At 65.0% G+C, this 20,605-nt stretch carries 10 protein-coding genes, 2 tRNA genes and 1 pseudogene; 5 read left to right on the top strand and 8 right to left on the bottom strand.

Going from position 1 to position 20,605, the window contains the following annotated elements:
- Positions 1-186: 186 nt before the first annotated feature.
- Positions 187-3,939 (bottom strand): molybdopterin-dependent oxidoreductase, encoded by a 3,753-nt coding sequence (locus ACPFMA_RS07140; protein ID WP_425929901.1) that lies wholly within the window; start codon positions 3,937-3,939, stop codon positions 187-189.
- A gap of 396 nt (positions 3,940-4,335) precedes the next feature.
- Here ACPFMA_RS07140 and ACPFMA_RS07135 point away from each other — a divergent pair, with 396 nt between their 5' ends.
- Positions 4,336-5,031 carry a DUF1266 domain-containing protein gene (locus ACPFMA_RS07135; RefSeq protein ID WP_420057322.1) on the top strand — a complete coding sequence of 232 codons (696 nt, stop codon included), beginning with the start codon at positions 4,336-4,338 and terminating at the stop codon, positions 5,029-5,031.
- Positions 5,028-7,736, top strand: a complete 2,709-nt coding sequence (locus ACPFMA_RS07130) for a DUF805 domain-containing protein (RefSeq protein WP_425929900.1) — start codon at positions 5,028-5,030, stop codon at positions 7,734-7,736. The genes ACPFMA_RS07135 and ACPFMA_RS07130 overlap by 4 nt, the downstream gene beginning before the upstream one ends.
- Here ACPFMA_RS07130 and ACPFMA_RS07125 read toward each other — a convergent pair.
- From ACPFMA_RS07125 to ACPFMA_RS07115, 3 genes are all read right to left on the bottom strand, one after another.
- Entirely contained in the window at positions 7,684-9,375 is a 1,692-nt protein-coding gene (locus ACPFMA_RS07125; RefSeq protein ID WP_279897977.1) for a molecular chaperone HscC, read from the bottom strand. The two genes, ACPFMA_RS07130 and ACPFMA_RS07125, sit on opposite strands and share 53 nt — an antisense overlap.
- Before the next feature lie 146 nt (positions 9,376-9,521).
- Positions 9,522-9,598 (bottom strand) — tRNA-Asp (locus ACPFMA_RS07120).
- A gap of 16 nt (positions 9,599-9,614) precedes the next feature.
- Positions 9,615-9,690 (bottom strand) — tRNA-Val (locus tag ACPFMA_RS07115).
- Between the two features lie 159 nt (positions 9,691-9,849).
- Here ACPFMA_RS07115 and rdgC point away from each other — a divergent pair.
- Together rdgC and sugE are read left to right on the top strand one after the other, a co-directional pair.
- Positions 9,850-10,770 carry a recombination-associated protein RdgC gene (rdgC, locus tag ACPFMA_RS07110; RefSeq protein WP_009407434.1) on the top strand — a complete coding sequence of 307 codons (921 nt, stop codon included), beginning with the start codon at positions 9,850-9,852 and terminating at the stop codon, positions 10,768-10,770.
- 232 nt (positions 10,771-11,002) lie between these two features.
- Positions 11,003-11,320, top strand: a complete 318-nt coding sequence (gene sugE, locus ACPFMA_RS07105; protein WP_009407432.1) for a quaternary ammonium compound efflux SMR transporter SugE — start codon at positions 11,003-11,005, stop codon at positions 11,318-11,320.
- On the opposite strand, the gene ACPFMA_RS07100 is transcribed toward sugE, so the two are convergent.
- Positions 11,317-13,191 carry an MFS transporter gene (locus ACPFMA_RS07100; protein WP_425929899.1) on the bottom strand — a complete coding sequence of 625 codons (1,875 nt, stop codon included), beginning with the start codon at positions 13,189-13,191 and terminating at the stop codon, positions 11,317-11,319. The genes sugE and ACPFMA_RS07100 overlap by 4 nt on opposite strands.
- 204 nt (positions 13,192-13,395) lie before the next feature.
- The gene (locus ACPFMA_RS07095; protein WP_064304994.1) at positions 13,396-14,529 is read right to left on the bottom strand and encodes a TDT family transporter; all 1,134 of its coding nucleotides are present in this window, start codon (positions 14,527-14,529) and stop codon (positions 13,396-13,398) included.
- Positions 14,530-14,774: 245 nt separating this feature from the next.
- Here ACPFMA_RS07095 and ACPFMA_RS07090 point away from each other — a divergent pair, with 245 nt between their 5' ends.
- On the top strand, positions 14,775-18,251 hold the full coding sequence (locus ACPFMA_RS07090) for a PAS domain-containing hybrid sensor histidine kinase/response regulator (RefSeq protein WP_420059268.1): 3,477 nt from the start codon (positions 14,775-14,777) through the stop codon (positions 18,249-18,251).
- Here ACPFMA_RS07090 and rmuC read toward each other — a convergent pair.
- Positions 18,223-19,737 carry a DNA recombination protein RmuC gene (rmuC, locus tag ACPFMA_RS07085; protein WP_425929898.1) on the bottom strand — a complete coding sequence of 505 codons (1,515 nt, stop codon included), beginning with the start codon at positions 19,735-19,737 and terminating at the stop codon, positions 18,223-18,225. The two genes, ACPFMA_RS07090 and rmuC, sit on opposite strands and share 29 nt — an antisense overlap.
- Positions 19,738-19,807: 70 nt before the next feature.
- A pseudogene (locus ACPFMA_RS07080) lies at positions 19,808-20,122 on the bottom strand (sel1 repeat family protein); the annotation flags it as partial.
- Positions 20,123-20,605: the final 483 nt, after the last annotated feature.

Below are 20,605 nucleotides of genomic sequence, written 5' to 3'. Positions count from 1 at the left end.
TTTCCGGGGATTTCAGGGTTTAGCGGGTGAATTTTCTGAACCATGCTGGTGCGGGAGTCACCGTTTTGGAGCATGTCTTTTTGCAGACCTTCCCGGCCTCATCGCCGGCAACGCCGGCTCCCACAGTGTGGCGGTGCATGCAGAACCTTGTGGGAGCCGGCGTTGCCGGCGATGGGGACCGAGAGATCAATACACATCTCGCAGATACCGCTTGTCCTTCCCCATCTGCGCCACATACGCGGCAGCCTCATCGATACTCATCCCGCCATGCTCCGCTACCACCGCCTTCAACGCCGCATCCACATCCCTGGCCATCCGCGAAGCATCGCCGCACACGTAGAAGAACGCCCCCTCCTGCAACCAGCGCCACAACTCCGCACCCTGCTCCTGCATGCGCTGCTGCACGTAGATCTTCCGTTCCTGGTCACGGGAGAACGCCGTGTCCAGCCGGGTCAGCAAGCCGGACTCGCACCAGGCCAGCAGTTCATCCCGGTAGTAGAAATCGCACGCCTGGTGCTGCTCGCCAAAGAACAGCCAGTTGCGCCCGCGCGCCTGTCGCGCCTCGCGTTCCTGGAGAAATGCACGAAACGGCGCGACGCCGGTGCCCGGCCCGACCATGATCACCGGCACCTCGTCGTTATCCGGCAAACGGAAGCTGGCCGTCGGTTGCGGGAAGATGTCGACGTGCAGGCCCTGTGCGCGGTCGGCGAGGAAACTCGAACACACGCCCTTGCGCCGCCCGTAGCGTACGGTGGACATCGTCAGGTGAACCTGCGTCGGGTGCCGCCTCGGGCTGGAACTGATCGAGTACAGGCGCGGCTGCAAGGGCTTGAGCAGCGCCAGCCACTCGTCCAGGGAAAGCGCCAGGGGAAATTCGGCAAGCAGGTCCACCAGTTGCCGCCCCCACAGCCAGTCATCGAGCGCAGCCTTGTCCGTGGGCAGGCCGGTGACCTTCTGCAGGATCCGCGGGGTGATGCGGGTGATGTCCAGTCGTCCGGCCAGCGCAGTGGCCAGCGGCATCCGGCCTTTGCAATCGACTTCGGCGTCACCATCGAGGCCGGTGCGCCGCAGGAATTCATCCACCAGTTCCGGGCAGTTGCGCGGCCACACACCGAGGGCATCGCCGGCCTGGTAGCTCAGCCCACAGTCGCCCAGGTCGAAGACGATCTGCCGGGTTTCCTTGCTGGCACCCGGCCCGCTGAGCAGGCGGTTGTCCAGCAGGCGAGCAGGCACCGGGTTGTACTTGCCGACCACCGGTGTCTCGCTCTCGGCGACCGCCAGCGGTGCTTGCCCATTCGCCAGCGTGGCCGTCAGCGCCGCCAACCATTCGGCGAAAGGCTCGTCGAACTCCGGCTCGCAGTCCACCCGCTCCAGCATGCGCTGGCCGCCCAGCTCGGCCAGGCGCTGGTCCAGCTTGCGCCCGAAGCCACAGAACCGGTCGTAGCTGGAGTCACCCAGCGCCAGCACCGCGTAGGGCCGCCTGGTCCAATCCCCGGCTTCGCCTTGCAGCGCCTGCCAGAACGCCACGCCGCTGTCCGGCGCCTCGCCATCGCCGAAGGTGCTGGCGATCAACAGCAGGCTGGCGGCCGCACCGACCTGCTCCGGCCGCGCGGCATCCATGCATTCCAGGTGCACCGCCAGGCCGGCCGCCCGCAAATGCCTGGCGCAACGCTCGGCGAGGGTCTGGCTGTTGCCGGTCTGCGAGGCCCAAAGCACCAAATGGCGCTGGCGGTCGTCAGGGGGCTCGGTGACGGCGGGTTGCAGTTCCAGGGCGTCTATCCGCTCGCCAGCGACCCGGGTCAGGGCTACGGCGCAGTGCTTGAAGGCCGGCTGCAGGGAAAGCGGATCGACCGCATCGCAAGTCAGTGCATTGATTGCCAGTTGCTCACCATACAGATCGTTCCAGTGAAACGGCGCAAAGCAGTTGCCCGGCATCACCCGGGTAGTGATCCGCGCCGGCAGTACCGCCTGGCCACGACGGGAGCGAATCTGTACCTGGTCCTTGTCGATGATTCCGAGATCGGCTGCGTCGGCCGGGTGGATTTCAACGAAGGGCCCCGGATCCAGCCTGTTGAGGCTGGCAACCTTGCCGGTCTTGGTAAGGGTGTGCCACTGGTGCTGCACACGTCCGGTATTGAGCACCAGCGGATAGGATTCATCCGGCAATTCGGCAGGCGGCAACCAGGGACGAGCGAAGAAACGTGCCTTGCCCGACGCGGTGGGGAAGCTGATTGCCGGGCGCTCACCCGCTGCGTTTTCCCGCAGGGCCTGGCTCAGGCCGTCATTCAGGTAGCGCAGCGGGCTGCGGGAGGTCGCGCGCCCCGGCTCGAACGGCCACTGTTGCGGGCCTGCGCGCAGTTTCGGGTAGTCCAGACCGCGCAGGTCGTAGCCAGTGGCCGGGTTCCAGGCCTGGCGGATTTCGTCGAAGACCTGCTCGGCGCTGGTGTAGCTGAAACCTTCCTCATAGCCCATGGCACAGGCGACCCGGGCAATGATCTGCCAGTCCGCCAGGCTGTCGCCCGGCGCATCGACCGCCTTGGCGGCAAGGGTCAGGTTGCGCTCGGAATTGACCATCACCCCTTCGGATTCGGCCCACAGGGCGGCCGGCAGGAGGATATCGGCGTAGCGGTTGGTTTCCGTGTCGAGGAAGGCGTCCTGGCTGATGACCAGTTCCGCCGCTTGTAGCCCGTCGATCACCGTCTGGCGGTTGGCGACGCTGGCCACCGGGTTGCTGCAGATGATCCAGCAGGCCTTGACCTGCCCCGCTGCCATCTGCCGGAACAGATCGACGGTGCCTTCGCCCGCCTCGGCACGCAGGCTGCCGGCGGGGATGCGCCAAAGCGCCTCGATGAACCGGCGATCGGCTTCGACCAGCGCCGAACGTTGCCCCGGCAGGCCCTGGCCCATGTAGCCCATTTCCCGTCCGCCCATGGCGTTGGGCTGACCGGTGAGGGAGAAGGGGCCGCTCCCCGGGCGACAGATGGCGCCGGTGGCCAGGTGCAGGTTGCACACGGCGTTGCTGTGCCAGGTGCCGTGGATGCTCTGGTTCAGGCCCATGGTCCAGCAGCTCATCCAGTCTTTCGCGCCGCCGATCAAGGCTGCCGCCTGGCGGATATCGGCCTCGGTCAGGCCAGTGATCTGCGCAACACGGGCGGGTGTGTAGTCGGCGAGAAAGGCCGGCATCTCTTCCCAGCCTTCGGTGTAGCGCTCGATGAACGCATTGTCGGTATGGCCGTTTTCCAGCAGCAGGTGCAGCAGGCCGTTGAGCAACGCCAGGTCGGTGCCTGGACGAACCTGGAGGAACAGGTCGGCCTTGTCGGCGGTGGCACTGCGCCGCGGATCGACCACGATCAGGCGTGCACCCGCCTTGAGCCGGTCGAGCAGGCGCAGGAAGAGAATCGGGTGACAATCGGCCATGTTGGCGCCGATCACCAGAAAGACCTCGGCCCGGTCGAAATCCTCGTAGCTGCCCGGCGGTCCGTCGGCGCCCAGGGACAGCTTGTAGCCACTCCCGGCACTGGCCATGCACAGGCGCGAATTGGATTCGATATGGCGGCTGCGGATGTAGCCCTTGACCAGCTTGTTGGCGAGGTACTGGGCTTCCAGGGACATCTGCCCCGAGACGTACAGCGCGACGGCGTCGGGGCCGTGGGTATCGATGATGGCGCGCAGGCGCCGGGCGGTCTGGCCGATGGCCTGGTCGATACCAAGACGCACCGGATCGCGCTGGCGCTGGTCGCGCAGCCAGGCCCATTGCATGCGTCCGGACTCGCGCAGCGGTTGGTGGCAGGTCAGGCCCTTGGTGCACAACCGGCCGAGATTGCTCGGGTGCTGCTTGTCTCCGCTGACCCGGGTGACCTGGTTATCGGTCACGCTCATGACGATGCCGCATCCGACACCGCAATATGGACAGACACTGCGCACCGTCGTGCTGGTCATGATCCCGCCTCCCCTGCCTTTTCCGCAAAAACAAAAAAGCGCCCTGCCGCCCGACCTGAATGAACAGGGGAGCAGCACGGCGCCTTTGTCGTGAATGGGGCAATCGACGTTGATTGCCTGATAGGCGGGTTTAAGCAAGGGGCGCGCCAGAGTGCTCGGGGTCGACAGCGCTGTCGCATGAACCCCTCTCCAAAACACAACGCGGCCCCTGTGGGAGCGGGTTTACCCGCGATGACGTCGCTGGATTCACCATCGCGATCGCGGGTGAACCCGCTCCCACAGGATCCGCGTCCGCCTGCACCGTCCTGGTGAGCCTCGCACCAAAGCGCGACAGACATGGTCGTAGCCTCTAACGCCTGGTTACAATTCGCCTCCTGCCCGTCCCCGGAGTGCTTCATGGAAGAGATCGAACAGCGCTGGCTCTATGCCCTGTCGGCGCCAATGGCCGCGCTCAACGGCGCGAGCTACACCTCGCCGTACTATTACGACGAAGAAGGCAAGATCAACCTGGGCGAGTCGTGGAACGTCGACTCCCGCCAACAGTTGCTCGATATCGTTATGCGCATGGCCGACAACGGCCACGCTACCGACCTCAATACCGCCTACTGGCGCTATCAGCGGGCACTGCCCGGCGAGTGGCAGACGCTGCTGGAGCAGTTGAGCCTGCGCGAGCGCATCCTCCACGATTACGCCGCGCGCACCTTCCTCGATTGCGGCTTTGGCGGCACCCGATCCTGGGACCTGGGCCGCATGGGCTTCCTGCTGCGCTGCGGGCTGCGCAACGAATGGATCAGCTTCGATGAAAGCCTCTGGCTGCAAGGGCGCCTGGCCGCCCGGGCACGGCATTACTACGGCAGCTGGTCGTCCTACGTCTCGGGTTATGTGATCGGCCGCGGCCTGTGGGCCTGCTCCGACCTGCCCGACGAGCAATTCAGCCGACAACTGGAGCGCCAGGGTTCCGAACACTGGAACCAGCACATCGTTGCCAGCCTGAGCAACGACCCCGACTCGCCGCTGGTCAACCTGCCCTGGCACCTGGAACTGAACCTGCCGGAGCAACCCGCCTCCCTCGACTTGGGTAACTGGTCATGAGCTGCTGGATCCGCCTTGGCATCGAACCGACCAAGGATCAGAACACCATTCGCGGCGCCTACCGCGCGCGCCTGCCGGAGCATCACCCGGAGACCGATCCGGAAGGTTTCCAGGCCCTGCGCGAAGCCTATGAAAGCGCCCTGCGCCACGCCCGCGAGGAGCCACAAACGCCGCGCGAAGAGCCCGCAGCCGCAGCCGCGCCGGGCATCCTCGACGAATTCCGCGCCTTGCTCGAAGACAGCACCCGGCGCTACGACCCGCCAGCCTGGCAGGCCTTCGTCCGCCAACTGGATCAATTGCCGCTGGAAACCCTCGAGGACGTCAGCTGGTCGCTGCTGCAAGGTGTGCGCAGCTGCGGAATGATTTCCCGCGAGTGCGTGCGCATCCTCGCCAAGCGCCTGGCCTGGTCGCAGCAGTTGCTGCGCCTGGACTTCGAGGCCGCACGGGAGATCGAAGGCTTCCTTGATCATCTGGAGCAACCCGACCCCTTCCCCACCGGCCTGATGGGCCAGTGGTCAGCGATCGCCCAGCAGGAAACCCTGTGGTATCTCAACTCCCTGGAGTACCTGTTCCACCAGCGTCCGTTGTTCGAATACGCCAGCTTCGCCAACCTGCATACCTGCCTGCCGTTGCCGGCGGATGATGCGCTGATCCAGCGCCTGATGGTGCAGTTCGCCATCGCTGAAGTACCCAGCCCGAGCCTGTATGAGCGCTGCGCCGGGCAGCAGGCTGCCGATCCGGAAAATATCGATCTGCTGTTCCTCCTGGCGCAGCACGCGACCATCCTGGAACGGATTCCCGAGGCGCTCAGCAGTTGGGCAATGCTGCATTGGCAGTTCCACCATCCACAGGCTCCCCGCCGGCTGATCGAGCTGTGCCATGGGCAGCAACCGCAGTTCGTGCCACTGTTGATCCAGGCCTTCGATCGTCAGCAAGACGTCGATGCCTGGCCGCAAGGCCTGGAGGAACAGGGCCAGCTGTTCGGCAGCTTCGCCCAGTCGCCGGAGACGCTGTCGCGCTGGTACATCGCCAGGCGCACGGAACCGGACGGTTTAGCCGCCGCGTTCGTCAATTGGCGCCTCGACGACGAGTGCGAAACAAACCTGCTGGCCTTGCTGCTCGACGACCACCCGCAACCCGCACTGCAACGCCTTTACCGTTATGCCTGGGGCTTGTCCCGAGGTAACGAGAGGCTGCTGCGGGAAATCAGCGAAGCACCCGTCAGCACCGACCTGTACGAGGAACTGGTGCTCAGGGAATTCCGCCGCCAGGCCGCACAACGCCTGCGCTGGCTGGCCGAGGCGCCGGTGCCCCTGGCCTTGGGCGGCTATCTCGCCAGCGAGGAACGCTATCCGGACTTTCCGCGCCCGCTCGGCAAGGAATTCGGCCCCCTCGCCTGCCGCAACTGGCTGCGACACATGCGCGCCTTCGACCAGCGCGCGCTGTACCGGGTCTTCGAGCAGTTCGCCCCGCGGCAGATGTATCCCCGCCCTTTCGCCCTGGACCACCAGGCACGGCTGGCCAAGCGTGGCCTGGAACTGCCGCCGGAAGACGACATGGCGCCAGCCTGGACCTGGCATGCACAGGGCCTGTTCATCCTCGCCCTGCTGGAAAAACCCGAACGCTGGCTGGGCCTGATCAGCCCGTCGATGCTGCGCAACCTCGACTACCCGGCCGGGCATCCGTTTGCCGCAACCCGCGATCTGCTCGGGCAATGGCTGGCGTCAGGGACGCCGGTCGAAGCGCTGCTGAGCCAACTCGACCACGCCAACCCGGTCCAGGCACTGCTCGCCGATGAACTCTGCACGCTCGACAGCGTGATGGCCGGCGAACACCTGCCGCGCCCGGCGCTGCTGATCAAGACCTTCGCCAATGACCGTGAAGCCTTCGCCGGCGACCGCTACAGCATGACCCTGTTCCTCGGCGCCCTGTTCCTCGACCCGGAGCTCAGCGATGAGGATCGCGGCTACCTGCTCGAACAGATGAAGAGCGTGGCCGACGACGACCCGTGGTGCGAGAAATTCCGCCAGTACCTGCCCAAGCGCAAGATCCAGCGGCCAGCGCGCAAGGTCCTGGAGCGCCAGGGCATCGACGGCGATGCCTTCTACCTGGCCCTGGATGCCCTGGAGAAAATGGCCGCCGTGGACAGTGCCTGGCCGGCGTCCCGCGCCTTGGCGACCTTGCAGATGAGCAAGGATGACCCGGCCAACGGCAACGGCCTGCGCCTGGCGCTGACGGCGGTGCTGGCGCTGGCCGAGCGCCTGATGGCGCTCAAGACCCCGGTTACCGCTGTCGCGCCCTGGCAGTTCTGGCGTATCGACCGGCGCCTGGGCCGGCGCAGCTATGGCCTGATGATGGGGCTCTGCGCCGGACTGCTGGCGAGCATTGCTTTGATGCCCAGCGAGCTGCATGTGCTTGCCGCGCTGTTCTTCATCGGCGCCGGGCTGGGCACCTGGGTACGCCGCCTGCGGGACCGCGAACAGCCACTGTGGCTGTGGATTGCCATGGTGATCTTCCCGGTGCTGATCCCGCTGTACATGCTGGCGTTGCTGGTGCTGCCCAGCGATGTCCTGCCCAACCGCTTCGGGCGGCCGGGCGACGGACAGGCAGCGCCGACCGGTGGTCTGCAAGCGCTGCTGCGCCAGTTGAAACCTAAGCGCCGAGCTCGTCCAGCAAGCGTGTTAGAGCCTGGCGACGGCTGGTGATCTCTTCGCCGCGCTGGCTGGCGAGTACCGCATTGAACTCGTCCAGCCAGGCGCCGATACGCTCGCGCTCCTCGCCCAGGCTGTGCATCCAGGCCCGCTCAAGACGGGCCGTGAGGGCGCGGTTGGGCAAGGTGTCGCGGGGGTGGATCTTCAATGCGGCGAGGCGCGCGCGGCTGTTGGCCCGGGCCTGCTCGTCGAGCCCGGTGGGGCTGCGGTCGATACTGTGGCTGTGGCGCTCGCCGGTTTCCAGCAACGTCACGTCCACTTCCAGCAAGCCGTTGATGTCATAGCTGAAGCGCACGTCGAGGTCCTGCTGGCGCCCGACCTGGGGCAACTGCACCTCGAAGGCATCGATGAAGATGTTGTCGCGCACCCACGGACGCTCACCCTGGTACACCTCGATACGGATCACCTTCTGCTCGGGGTGGGTGCTGTAGAAGCGCTGTACCTTCGAGGTGGGGATCACCGTATTGCGCTCGATGATCGGCGAGAAGGCGCCGCGCACATCATCGCCACGGGTGGTCGAGATGCCCAGGGTATAGGGGCACACGTCCGTCAGGATCAGCTCCTCGATGGCCGCGTCCCGCGCCTTGCAGGCTGCCTGGCTGGCAGCGCCGAGGGCGACGATGGTATCCGGGTCGAGGTGCCGGTACGGCAGGCGCCCGAATAACGTGGCAACCATCTGCTGCACCGCCGGCATGCGCGTGGCACCACCGACCAGCACCAGGCTGTCGAGGTCCCGCGGGCTCAGGCGGGCATCACGCAAGGCCTGCTCGATCGGTGCACGCAGGCGCGCCAGCAGTGGTTCCCAGATCGACTGGGCACGGCTTTCGTCCAGTCGCCATTCGCGCAGCTCGCCCGCGCCTTTCCAGCTCAGTGACTGCGGGCCTTGGGCCAGACGGCACTTGAGCTGTTCAAGGGCATCGCACAGGGTTGCCAGGGCCTGGGGCTCGATCTTCGCGATATCGAGCTGCCAGTCCTTCAGGCAGGCCTGCAGCAAGGCGGCAGTGAAATCTTCGCCGCCGAGGAAATTGTCGCCGGTGGAGGCATGCACCTCGATCAGCGGCAGGGAATACTCCAGCACGGTGACGTCAAAGGTGCCGCCGCCCAGGTCGAAGATCAGCGTGCGCTCGAACTTCTGCTCGTGCAGGCCGTAGGCCATGGCCGCGGCGGTCGGTTCGTTGATCAGGCGCTGCACCTTCAGGCCCGCCAGCTCGGCGGCGAAAACCGTGCGTTTGCGCTGTTCATCGCTGAAATAGGCCGGGACCGAGATGACAGCCTCGTTGACCGGGACGCCGAGGAAGGCTTCGGCGTCCTGTTTCAGCGCGCCCAGCACCAGGGCCGAGAGCTCTTCCGGGCTGAACGACTGGCCGCCCAGCTCGAAGCGCTTGTCGCTGCCCATGAAACGCTTGAACGCTGCGGCGCTGCGCTCGGGGTGGGTAGTCAGGCGCGAACGGGCGGCGCGGCCGACCAGGATGCTGCCGTCTTCGTCGACACTGACCGCCGACGGGGTCAGCACCTCGCCGAGGGCGTTGGGAATGAGTTGGGCACGACCTTCCTGCCAGACGGCGATCAGGCTGTTTGTGGTACCGAGGTCAATGCCCAGCAACGGGGCGGAGGAAATACTGGCGTCCTGCATGGTCGATCTCTTGCTCAGAAAAGGTGCTGGCAAGTGACACCAGCGCGCTGGTTTGATTCTGGACGAACGACGGAAACAAAAAAAGCGACCCTAAGGTCGCTTTCTTTGTAACTTCCGGGTGTTCAGTGGGCCCTGGAAGTTGAATATGGCGCAGCGGACGGGACTCGAACCCGCGACCCCCGGCGTGACAGGCCGGTATTCTAACCGACTGAACTACCGCTGCGCGTAACACTGAGAAGTGGTGGGTGATGACGGGATCGAACCGCCGACCCTCTGCTTGTAAGGCAGATGCTCTCCCGGCTGAGCTAATCACCCATCGTCTCGGTGTGGCGCGCATTCTACGGAGCACCCCAAGGTCTGTAAAGCACTTTTTGAAAAAAAATTTTCAGGCGTTCCAACGACTTAGCGGACTTGGCCTGGAAGCGTCCGCCGGAGAATAATGCCCCCCTTATATAGAGAGGAGAGATCCGCCCCATGTGGTTCAAAAACCTGCTGAGCTACCGCCTGACCCAGGACATTCCGTTCGATGCCGAAGCACTGGAAACCGCACTGGCCAGCAAGCCCGCCCGCCCGTGCGCCAGCCAGGAGTTGACCACCTATGGCTTCGTCGCTCCGTTCGGCAAAGGCGAGGACGCTCCCCTGGTGCATGTCAGCGGTGACTTCCTGCTGATCGCCGCGCGCAAGGAAGAGCGCATCCTGCCAGGCAGCGTCGTGCGCGACGCAGTCAAGGAGAAGGTCGAGGAGATCGAGGCCGAGCAGATGCGCAAGGTCTACAAAAAGGAACGCGACCAGATCAAGGACGAGATCGTCCAGGCCTTCCTGCCCCGGGCCTTCATTCGCCGGGCAATGATCTTCGCCGCCATCGCGCCGAAGCTCGGCCTGATCCTGGTCAACTCGGCCAGCGCCAAGCGTGCCGAAGACCTGCTCTCGACCCTGCGTGAAGTGATGGGGTCGCTGCCGGTGCGTCCGGTGACCGTGAAGATCGCGCCGAGCGCGACCATGACCGACTGGGTGAAGAACCAGCAGGCAGCCCCGGACTTCCACGTGCTGGACGAATGCGAACTGCGCGACACCCACGAAGACGGTGGCATCGTGCGCTGCAAGCGCCAGGACCTGACCAGCGAAGAAATCCAGATGCACCTGGGCACCGGCAAGCAGGTCACCCAACTGGCCCTGGCCTGGCAGGACAAGCTGTCGTTCGTGCTGGACGACAAGACGGTGATCAAGCGCCTGAAGTTCGAGGAACTGCTGCAGGACCAGGCCGAGGAAGACGGCGGCGAGGAAGCGCTGGGCCAGCTGGATGCCAGCTTCACCCTGATGATGCTGACCTTCACCGAATTCCTCCCGGCGCTGTTCGAGGCGCTGGGTGGGGAAGAGATTCCGCAGGGGATCTGAGGTCCCCGGGACCGCTTTGCGGTCCATCGCCGGCAACGCCGGCTCCCACGAGGGTCGGCGGTGCGCATGAACCCTGTGGGAGCCGGCGTTGCCGGCGATGGGCCGCAAGGCGGCCCCAGGATTTGCTCCAGGCACCAGAACGGTGCACCATAGCGCGCACAGCGAGGACGGCCTCGCGACGCAACGCGTGAACGCCCGGGGACGGCCCCATCACACTGATGGAGTATCGAACATGTCCTGGATCATCCTGTTTTGCGCCGGCCTTTTCGAAGTCGGCTGGGCCGTCGGCCTGAAATACACCGACGGCTTTACCCGCCCCCTCCCCACCGTCCTGACCATCGCCGCCATGGCCATCAGCCTGGGCCTGCTCGGCCTGGCCATGAAGGAACTGCCGCTGGGCACCGCCTATGCCATCTGGACCGGCGTCGGTGCCGTCGGCACGGTGATCGCCGGGGTCATCCTGTTCGGCGAATCCATGGCCCTGGTGCGTCTGGCCAGCGTGGCGCTGATCATCGCCGGCCTGATCGGCCTCAAGGTCAGCGCCAGCTAGCGAACCTCTCCGCGCAGCGCCCCGACCCGTTCACGCAACAGCGCCGGCTGCGCTTCCTCACCGGGAATCGCATCGCCGGCCACCAGGGTCACCCGCGACCAGAAGCGGCGGAAAAAGCCCTTGGCCGGATCGCGACTGAAGAAACTGCCCCACAAGCCCTGCAACGCCAGTGGAATCACCGGCACCGGGGTGCGTTCGAGGATCAGCCGTACCCCGCCTTTGAATTCGTCGATCTCGCCATCCCCGGTCAGCTTGCCTTCGGGGAAGATGCACACCAGTTCGCCTTCCTCCAGATACGCGGCAATCCGCTCGAAGGCCTGGTCGAAGGTGGCGCGGTCCTCGTTGCGCCCGGCAATCGGGATGGCCCCGGCGGTGCGGAAGATGAAGTTGAGCACCGGCAGGTTGTAGATCTTGTAGTACATGACGAAACGCATCGGCCGGCGCACGGCCCCGGCGATCAGCAGCGCATCGACGAAGGACACGTGGTTGCACACCAGCAGCGCCGCGCCCTCGTCGGGGATGCGCTCCAGGTCGCGGTGCTTGACCCGGTACATGGAATGGCTCAACAGCCAGATCATGAAGCGCATGCTGAATTCGGGGACGATCTTGAAGATGTAGGCGTTGACCGCGATGTTCAGCAACGACACCACCAGGAACAGCTGGGGAATCTCCAGCCCGGCGACGCCCAGCAAGAGCATGGTGAAGATGGCCGAAACCACCATGAACAGCGCATTGAGGATGTTGTTCGCAGCGATCACCCGGGCGCGCTGGTCCTCGGCGGTGCGCGCCTGGATCAGGGCATACAGCGGCACGATATAGAAGCCGCCGAATACCCCGAGACCGACGATCGACAGCAGGATCCACCAGGCCTTGCTCATCTCCAGCAGCGCCAGCCAGTCATACGGCGCGGCGGCTGCCGGGATATCCCCGGAGTGCCACCACCAGAGCAGACCGAACAGGGTCAGGCCGAAGGAGCCGAACGGCACCAGGCCGATTTCCACCTTGCGTCCGCTCAAGCGTTCGCAAAGCAGCGAGCCGAGGGCGATGCCCACCGAGAACAGGGTCAGGATCAGGGTGACCACGGTTTCGTCGCCATGCATCCACAGCTTGGCGTACTCCGGGATCTGGGTCAGGTAGATCGCCCCGACGAACCAGAACCACGAGTTGCCGACGATCGAGCGCGACACCGCAGGGGTCTGGCCCAGGCCCAGGCGCAGGGTCGCGGCAGTCTGGGAGAAGATGTTCCATTGCAGCTTGAGTTGCGGCGACGCAGCGGCGGCGCGTGGAATGAAGCGGCTGGCGAGATAGCCGAGCGCGGCGGTAAGAACGATGCCGCAGGCCACCACCGGGGCATATTCCGAGGTGGACATCATCACCCCGGCGGCGATGGTACCGGCGAGGATCGCCAGGAAGGTGCCCATCTCCACCAGGCCGTTGCCGCCGACCAGCTCTTCTTCGCGCAGGGCCTGGGGCAGGATCGAATACTTGACCGGGCCGAACAGCGCCGAGTGGGTGCCCATGGCGAACAGCGCCAGGAGCAGCAGCCACAGCTGGTTGAAGATAAAGCCCACGGCGCCGATGGCCATGATCACCACCTCGGCCAGCTTGATGGTGCGGATCAGCGCGTCCTTGGCGAACTTCTCGCCGAACTGTCCGGCCAGGGCCGAGAACAGGAAGAACGGCAGGATGAACAGCAAGGCGCAGAGGTTGACCAGCATCGAGCCATCGCCGCCCAGGCTCAACTTGTAGAGGATCGCCAGGATCAGCGACTGCTTGTACAGGTTGTCATTGAAGGCACCCAGCGACTGGGTAATGAAGAAAGGCAAGAAGCGGCGCTTCTTCAGCAAGGCGAACTGCGAGGTGTGGCTCATCGTCCATGTACCTGTTCGGGGCGTTGGTTATTTGAGGCGCCGAAAGCGGGAAAAGCCACACTTTGCCGGATAAGCCTTGCCTGCGGCCAGCCCTTCCGAAGCCAAGCGCGGCCCCTGTGGGAGCGGGTTCACCCGCGATTGCGGTGGTGGATTCACTATCGCGATCGCGGGTGAACCCGCTCCCACAGGGTCCGCGTCCTGCTTTCAGATTTGTTGGATGCAGGGAGAAACAAACAGCTCCCCCCGCCAGGCCCCGCACAAGGTTCGCCAACCCACCAGCGACCACAACCCCACCAGCGCCACCACCAGCAGCGCGCCCATGCCCTTGAAGAACCCCAATTCCAGCCACGCCCCGAGCCTCAGGGTCGCCAGCGCATACACCCCCAGCGGAAAGGTAAAGCCCCACCAGCCCAAATTGAACGGCATGCCCTGATGCACATGCTTGAGGGTGATCAGCACCGCCGTGAGCAACCACCAGAACCCGCACCCCCACAGCACCATCCCGGCGATCAGCCCCAGCCCGCGCGCGGTCTCGCCGAAGCTGGCCAGCCCGTTGGCGGCGAAGATCGCTGGCGCCTCGCCCCCCAGCAGCAACATGCCCAGCGCTCCGGTGCCGATCGGCCCCAGTGCCAGCCAGCTCGACGCGGCCATATGCGCCGGCGGCAGCTTATGCAGGACCATGCGCAGGATCAGGATGGTCAGGATGCTGAACGCTACCGGCAACGACACCGCCCACAACACGTAGCTGGTGACCAGCACCTGCAACTGCCGCGCACTGTCCGCAAGGTGCGGAGCGAGCAAGCCGCCGCTGGCCGCCGCCACTTCCGCGGCCACCACCGGCAGCAGCCAGACGGCGGTCATCTGGTCGATGCTGTGCTCCTGGCGGGTGAACATCAGGAAGGGTATCGCCACGCCACAGAGCAGTGCCATGCCCACGTCCACCCACCACAGCGCCTCTACCCACGGCAGGATGCCCTGGCCAAACCGCGCCAGGCCGAATACCAGCGCGCCGTTGAGCACGGTCGCCAACCCCATGGGTATGGTGCCGAAGAACATCGAAACCGTGGAATGGCTGAAGATCCGTCGCGCCTCATGGAAGAACATCAGCCAGCGCGCGCTGTATAGAACGCTGAACAGTGCGAACAAGCCCAGCGCCAGCCACCACAGCGCCTCGGCCACCGCGTGCAGCCGAGGAAACGCCTGGGGCAAGGCCAGCGCCAGCACGCCGGTACCCATGACCACGGCGAACCAGTTGGGGGTGAATTGACGAATCACTTCCCGGGGATGGGTCAGTCGATTGAAGGGGCGCAAGGGATGGGCGGCGGTCTGGCAAGGCATGATGTCGGGTCTCCTGTCCTCTGAAGAGGTGAAAACACCTTACAAGTAAAAGATATATCCATATAACGGTTATTTTCTCTATCTGTTATCGATTTAACAGATAAAAAACAGCCCGATGCTGCCGCGAACCGCCTGAAATGGCCTTTCCCTGCGACGACCTGCCACCGCGACTTTCGTCGGCGCTGACGAAGCGCAGGCGGCATGCCAGACTGATTGATCGAGGTGGTTTTTGGTTCGGAGTCTCCATGTCGTTGTCCAGCGGGCTGATCGCGGTGGTCGCCCTGGCCTATATGGCCATCATGTTCGCCATTGCCTTCTACGGCGACCGTCGCGGCACGCCGCTGCCACCGCGCCTGCGTGCCTGGGTCTATAGCCTGTCGCTGGCGGTGTATTGCACCAGCTGGACGTTTTTCGGCGCGGTCGGCCAGGCTGCGGAACAGCTCTGGGCGTTTCTCCCGATCTATCTCGGCCCGGTGCTGCTGCTGATCTTTGCGCCCTGGGTGCTGCAGAAGATGGTGCTGATCAGCAAACAGGAGAACATCACCTCCATCGCCGACTTCATCGCCGCGCGCTATGGCAAGTCCCAGACCCTGGCCGTGGTGGTGGCGCTGATCTGCCTGGTTGGCGTCCTGCCTTATATCGCCCTGCAACTGAAGGGTATCGTCCTTGGCGTCAACCTGCTGATCGGCGCCAATGCCGACGCCACCGGTAGCCGCGTGCAGGACACGGCGCTGGTGGTCTCCCTGGTCCTGGCCCTGTTTTCCATCGTCTTCGGCACCCGCAGCCTGGACGTGACCGAGCACCATCGCGGCATGGTCCTGGCGATCGCCTTCGAGGCCATCGTCAAGCTGCTGGCCTTCCTCGCCGTCGGTGCCTTCGTGGTGTTCAACCTGTACGACGGCTTCGACGACCTGTTCAGCCAGGCCCGCGCCGCCCCGGCCCTGGACAACTATTGGCAGGAAACCATCAACTGGCCGTCGATGATCGTCCAGACCGGCGTGGCGATGATGGCGATCATCTGCCTGCCCCGGCAGTTCCAGGTCACGGTGGTGGAGAACATCGAACCCCAGGACATGCGCCTGGCGCGCTGGGTCTTTCCCCTGTACCTGGTCCTGGCGGCGCTGTTCGTGGTGCCCATCGCCCTGGCCGGGCAGATGCTGCTGCCGGGCACGGTGATTTCCGATTCCTTCGTCATCAGCCTGCCCCTGGCCGAGGCCCATCCGAGCCTGGCCCTGCTGGCTTTCATCGGCGGCGCTTCGGCGGCTACCGGCATGGTCATCGTCGAAGCGGTGGCGCTGTCGACCATGGTTTCCAACGACATGCTGCTGCCCTGGCTACTGCGGCGCAACAACGCCGAGCGGCCGTTCGAGGCGTTCCGCAGCTGGATGTTGACGGTGCGCCGGGTGACCATCGTGGTCATTCTCCTGCTGGCCTATGTCAGCTATCGCCTGCTCGGCTCCACGGCGAGCCTGGCGACCATCGGCCAGATCGCCTTCGCTGCGGTGACCCAACTGACCCCGGCGATGCTCGGTGCCCTGTACTGGAAACAGGCCAACCGCCGCGGCGTATTCGCCGGCCTGGCGACCGGCACCTTCCTCTGGTTCTACACCCTGGTCCTGCCGATCGCGGCCCACAGCCTGGGCTGGCCGCTGGAAGTGTTCCCGGGCCTGGCCTGGCTGCACGGCAACCCGCTGGGCCTGCCGATCACCCCGCTGACCCAGGGCGTGGTGCTGTCCCTGGCGGGCAACTTCATCATCTTTGCCTGGGTCTCGATCTTCTCGCGCACCCGGGTCACCGAGCACTGGCAGGCCGGGCGCTTCATCGGCCAGCAGAGCAGCTCGCGGCCGAGCAACCGCTCGCTGCTGGCGGTGCAGATCGACGACCTGCTGCACCTGGCCGCGCGTTTCGTTGGCGAAGAACGGGCACGGCAGAGCTTCATCCGCTTCGCCTATCGCCAGGGCAAGGGCTTCAACCCCAACCAGAACGCCGACGGCGAATGGATCGAACACACCGAGCGCCTGCTCGCCGGGGTACTGGGGACGTCATCGACCCGCGCGGTGGTCAAGGCGGCCATCGAAGGCCGCGACATGCAGCTCGAAGACGTGGTGCGCATCGCCGACGAAGCCTCGGAGGTGCTGCAATTCAACCGCGCCCTGCTGCAAGGCGCCATCGAGAACATCAGCCAGGGCATCAGCGTGGTCGACCAGTCGCTGCGCCTGGTGGCGTGGAACCGCCGTTACCTGGAACTGTTCAACTACCCCGACGGCCTGATCAGTGTCGGCCGGCCGATCGCCGATATCATTCGCTACAACGCCGAACGCGGCCTGTGCGGGCCGGGCGAGGCCCAGGTGCATGTGGCTCGGCGCCTGCACTGGATGCGCCAGGGGCGTGCGCATACCTCGGAACGCCTGTTCCCCAACGGGCGGGTCATCGAACTGATCGGCAACCCGATGCCCGGCGGCGGCTTCGTCATGAGCTTCACCGACATCACCCCGTTCCGCGAAGCCGAGCAACTGCTCAAGGACTCCAACGAAAGCCTCGAACAGCGGGTCGCCGAACGTACGCGCGAGCTGTCGCAACTGAACCTGGCGCTGACCGAGGCGAAAAGCCATGCCGAGGCAGCGAACAAGTCCAAAACGCGCTTCCTGGCGGCCGTCAGCCATGACCTGATGCAGCCGCTCAACGCTGCACGACTGTTCTCCGCCGCCCTCTCCCACCAGGCCGAAGGCCTGTCGGAGGAAGCCCAGCAACTGGTCCGGCATATGGACAGCTCGCTGCGCTCGGCGGAAGAGCTGATCAGCGACCTGCTGGATATCTCGCGCCTGGAGAACGGCAAGATCACCCCGGACGCCAAGCCCTTCGCCCTCAACGAGCTGTTCGACACCCTCGGCGCCGAGTTCAAGGTACTGGCGCGGGAACAGGGCCTGGACTTCCGCGTGCGTGGCAGCAAGCTGCGGGTGCACAGCGACATGAAGCTGCTGCGACGCATCCTGCAGAACTTCCTGACCAATGCCTTCCGCTACGGCAAAAGCCCGATCCTGCTGGGCGTGCGTCGCAGCCAGGGGCATCTGTGGCTGGAAGTCTGGGACCGTGGCCCGGGCATCGCCGACGACAAGCTGCAAGTGATCTTCGAGGAGTTCAAGCGCCTGGACAGTCACCAGACCCGTGCCGAGAAAGGCCTGGGCCTGGGCCTGGCGATCGCCGACGGCCTGTGCAAGGTGCTCGGCCACCCGCTGGAAGTACGCTCATGGACCGGCAAGGGCAGCGTCTTCCGGGTCAGTGTGCCGCTGGCCACGGCCCGGGCGCCGGAACAGGCGAAATCGCCGGAACAGGCCGGACAACCGCTGGCGGGCCTGCAAGTGCTGTGCGTGGACAATGAAGACAGCATCCTGATCGGCATGAACAGCCTGCTCAGTCGCTGGGGTTGCCAGGTGTCCACCGCGCGCAATCGCGAGGAGTGCGCGGCGCTGCTGGACAAAGGCCTGCGCCCGCACCTGGCGCTGGTGGACTACCACCTCGACGATGGCGAAATCGGTACCGAGCTGATGGCCTGGCTACGCACCCGCCTCGGCGAGCCAGTGCCGGGGGTGGTGATCAGCGCCGACGGGCATGGCGAGACCATGGCCAAGGTGCACGCGGCCGGCCTCGACTTCCTCAGCAAGCCGGTGAAGCCAGCGGCCCTGCGCGCGCTGCTCAATCGCCATCTGAGCCTGGTGCAATAAGCGCATCGTTGGCCGGGTCGGCCTCCCCGGCCATGGCCCGCTCCAGCAACTCGCCGGGCAGTCTCTTGCTGGCCCGGGCACCGAGCAGCTTGAGCTGCTCGCTGCGGCTGACCAGGTTGCCGCGCCCCTCGCAGAGCTTGTTGCGCGCGGCCGCATAGGCCTTGTCCACCTGCTGCAGGCGGCTGCCCAGCTCGTCCAGGTCCTGGATGAACAGCACGAACTTGTCGTACAGCCAGCCCGCCCGCTCGGCGATTTCCCGGGCGTTCTGGCTCTGCCGTTCCTGCTTCCACAGGCTGTCGATGACCCGCAGGGTGGCCAGCAGGGTGGTCGGGCTGACGATGACGATCTGCCGGTCGAACGCCTCCTGGAACAGGCCCGGCTCGGCCTGCAGGGCAGCCGAAAACGCCGCTTCGATGGGGACGAAGAGCAGAACGAAGTCCAGGCTGGTCAGACCGTCGAGGCGGTTGTAGTCCTTGCTCGACAGGCCTTTCACATGGCTGCGCAGCGAATGCACATGCTGCTTGAGGGCGGCCTGGGCCACGTCGTCCTCACTGGCACCGATGAACTGCTGGTAGGCGGTCAGGCTGACCTTGGAATCCACCACCACCTGCTTGTCGCCCGGCAGCATGATCAGCACGTCGGGCTGGTAGCGCTCGCCGTCGGCACTCTTGAGGCTGACCTGGGTCTGGTACTCGCGGCCCTTCTCCAGGCCGGCATGTTCAAGGACCTTTTCCAGGATCAGTTCGCCCCAGTTGCCCTGGGTCTTCTGGCCCTTGAGGGCCTGGGTCAGGTTGGTCGCTTCGTCGCTCAGGCGCAGGTTGAGTTGCTGCAGGCGCTCCAGTTCCTTGGCCAGGGAGAAACGCTCGCGGGCTTCCTGCTGGTAGCTTTCCTCCACGCGCTTTTCGAAAGCCTGGATGCGCTCCTTGAGCGGATCGAGCAACTGGCCGAGATGCTGCTGGCTGGTCTGGGCGAAGCGCTGCTCGCGCTCATCGAAGATCTTCGTCGCCATCTCGGCGAACTGGGCACGCAGTTCATCGCGCGAAGCCTGCAGGTCGGCGAGGCGCTGCTGATGGCTGTCCTGCTGCTCGCGCAATTCCGCTTCGAGGCCGGCGCAACGGGCGTCGAGGCGGCGCAGTTCGGCTTCACGCGCGCTGCGCTCCAGGTTCCAGGCGTGGGCGGCATCGCGGGCGTTGTCGCGCTCGATCTGCAACAGATCGATTTCGCGGGCCTGGGCCGCCAGGCTGGCCTGCTTGGCGCTGTTGGCCTGGCTGAGGTCGCTGATCTCGTCGCGGCAGGCGTCCAGTTGCGCCTGCAAGCCCTCCTGGGCCAGCAAGGCGCCGCCCAGGCGCTCTTCCTGCAAGCTCATCTGCGCCTGGCGCTCACTGTGCCGACGCTGCCAGCGCACCAGCACCACGGCTGCGGGAACCGCCGCCAGCAACATACCCAGCATCAGGCTGGTCAGATCCAGTGCAACCATCGACAGCATGTTCACCCCTCGGAAAAAATCCCGCTGAGCTTAACAGTCATCAGGTCGGTCCGGCTCTTCAGTCGCGCGGCAATCGGCGAAGTTCCAGCTGGGCACTGTGATCGCCGGCACGAGCAGCCTGGCGCAACAGCTCGTGGCCGATGCGACGATCGCGGGCGTTGCCGCATTCGCGACACAGCATGCGCCCCAAACGGCTCTGCGCCTCGACCACCCCTGCGCGCGCCGGCTGCTTGAGCAAGCGCCCGGCGAAATGCTTGACCTGCGGCTTGGCGCCGAGGCGTGGGCTGTCGAGCAGCCACAAGGCAACCTTCAGCGACAGGCGTCGGGGTTCGGCAAGGGGAGAAGCGGAGGGATTGGATTCAGTGGATCGACCGCGAAACTTCATAAAAACAGGCAGGACATTTCTTGGGGCGCGCACTCTACCCGATTTTTCCGACAATCGCTCATGCCATTTTTGAAGTTACTTAAGAAATTTCTGAGTTTTTTTCTTGACCTTTCCGAGGCGATTTTTCACTCAATAAGACCTCACTAGTGAATTGTCCGACACGCCTCGCCTTGCTGGCACGCCCGTCCTAGAGCAAGCGCCCGGGACAATCCACAGAAGCTGTGGATAACTCAGTGGACAACCGCCTCATACACCCCGCAAACCCCGATAGAATGGGGCCTGCGCTCAAACTGACGATTTTTTCACCAGCTAAAAAAAGTGTTTTTTTTCATTGACTTGTCGGATCCGACCGGTCAATGGGGCACCCATGCAGGGGCATGACCCGGTGGTGACAAGGGGCGCCCCAAGTGTGTACAAGCGCCCCAAAGCGAAGCGATCCAGCGCACCATCACGGGCATTCGCAGTCTTACACGGGGCTTCCCA

The organism is Pseudomonas sp. NyZ201, assembly GCF_049860765.1.
Lineage (GTDB): Bacteria > Pseudomonadota > Gammaproteobacteria > Pseudomonadales > Pseudomonadaceae > Aquipseudomonas > Aquipseudomonas bharatica.
Note: the sequence above shows the minus strand (reverse complement) of the source record. Positions and strands in the feature narration are given on the sequence as shown.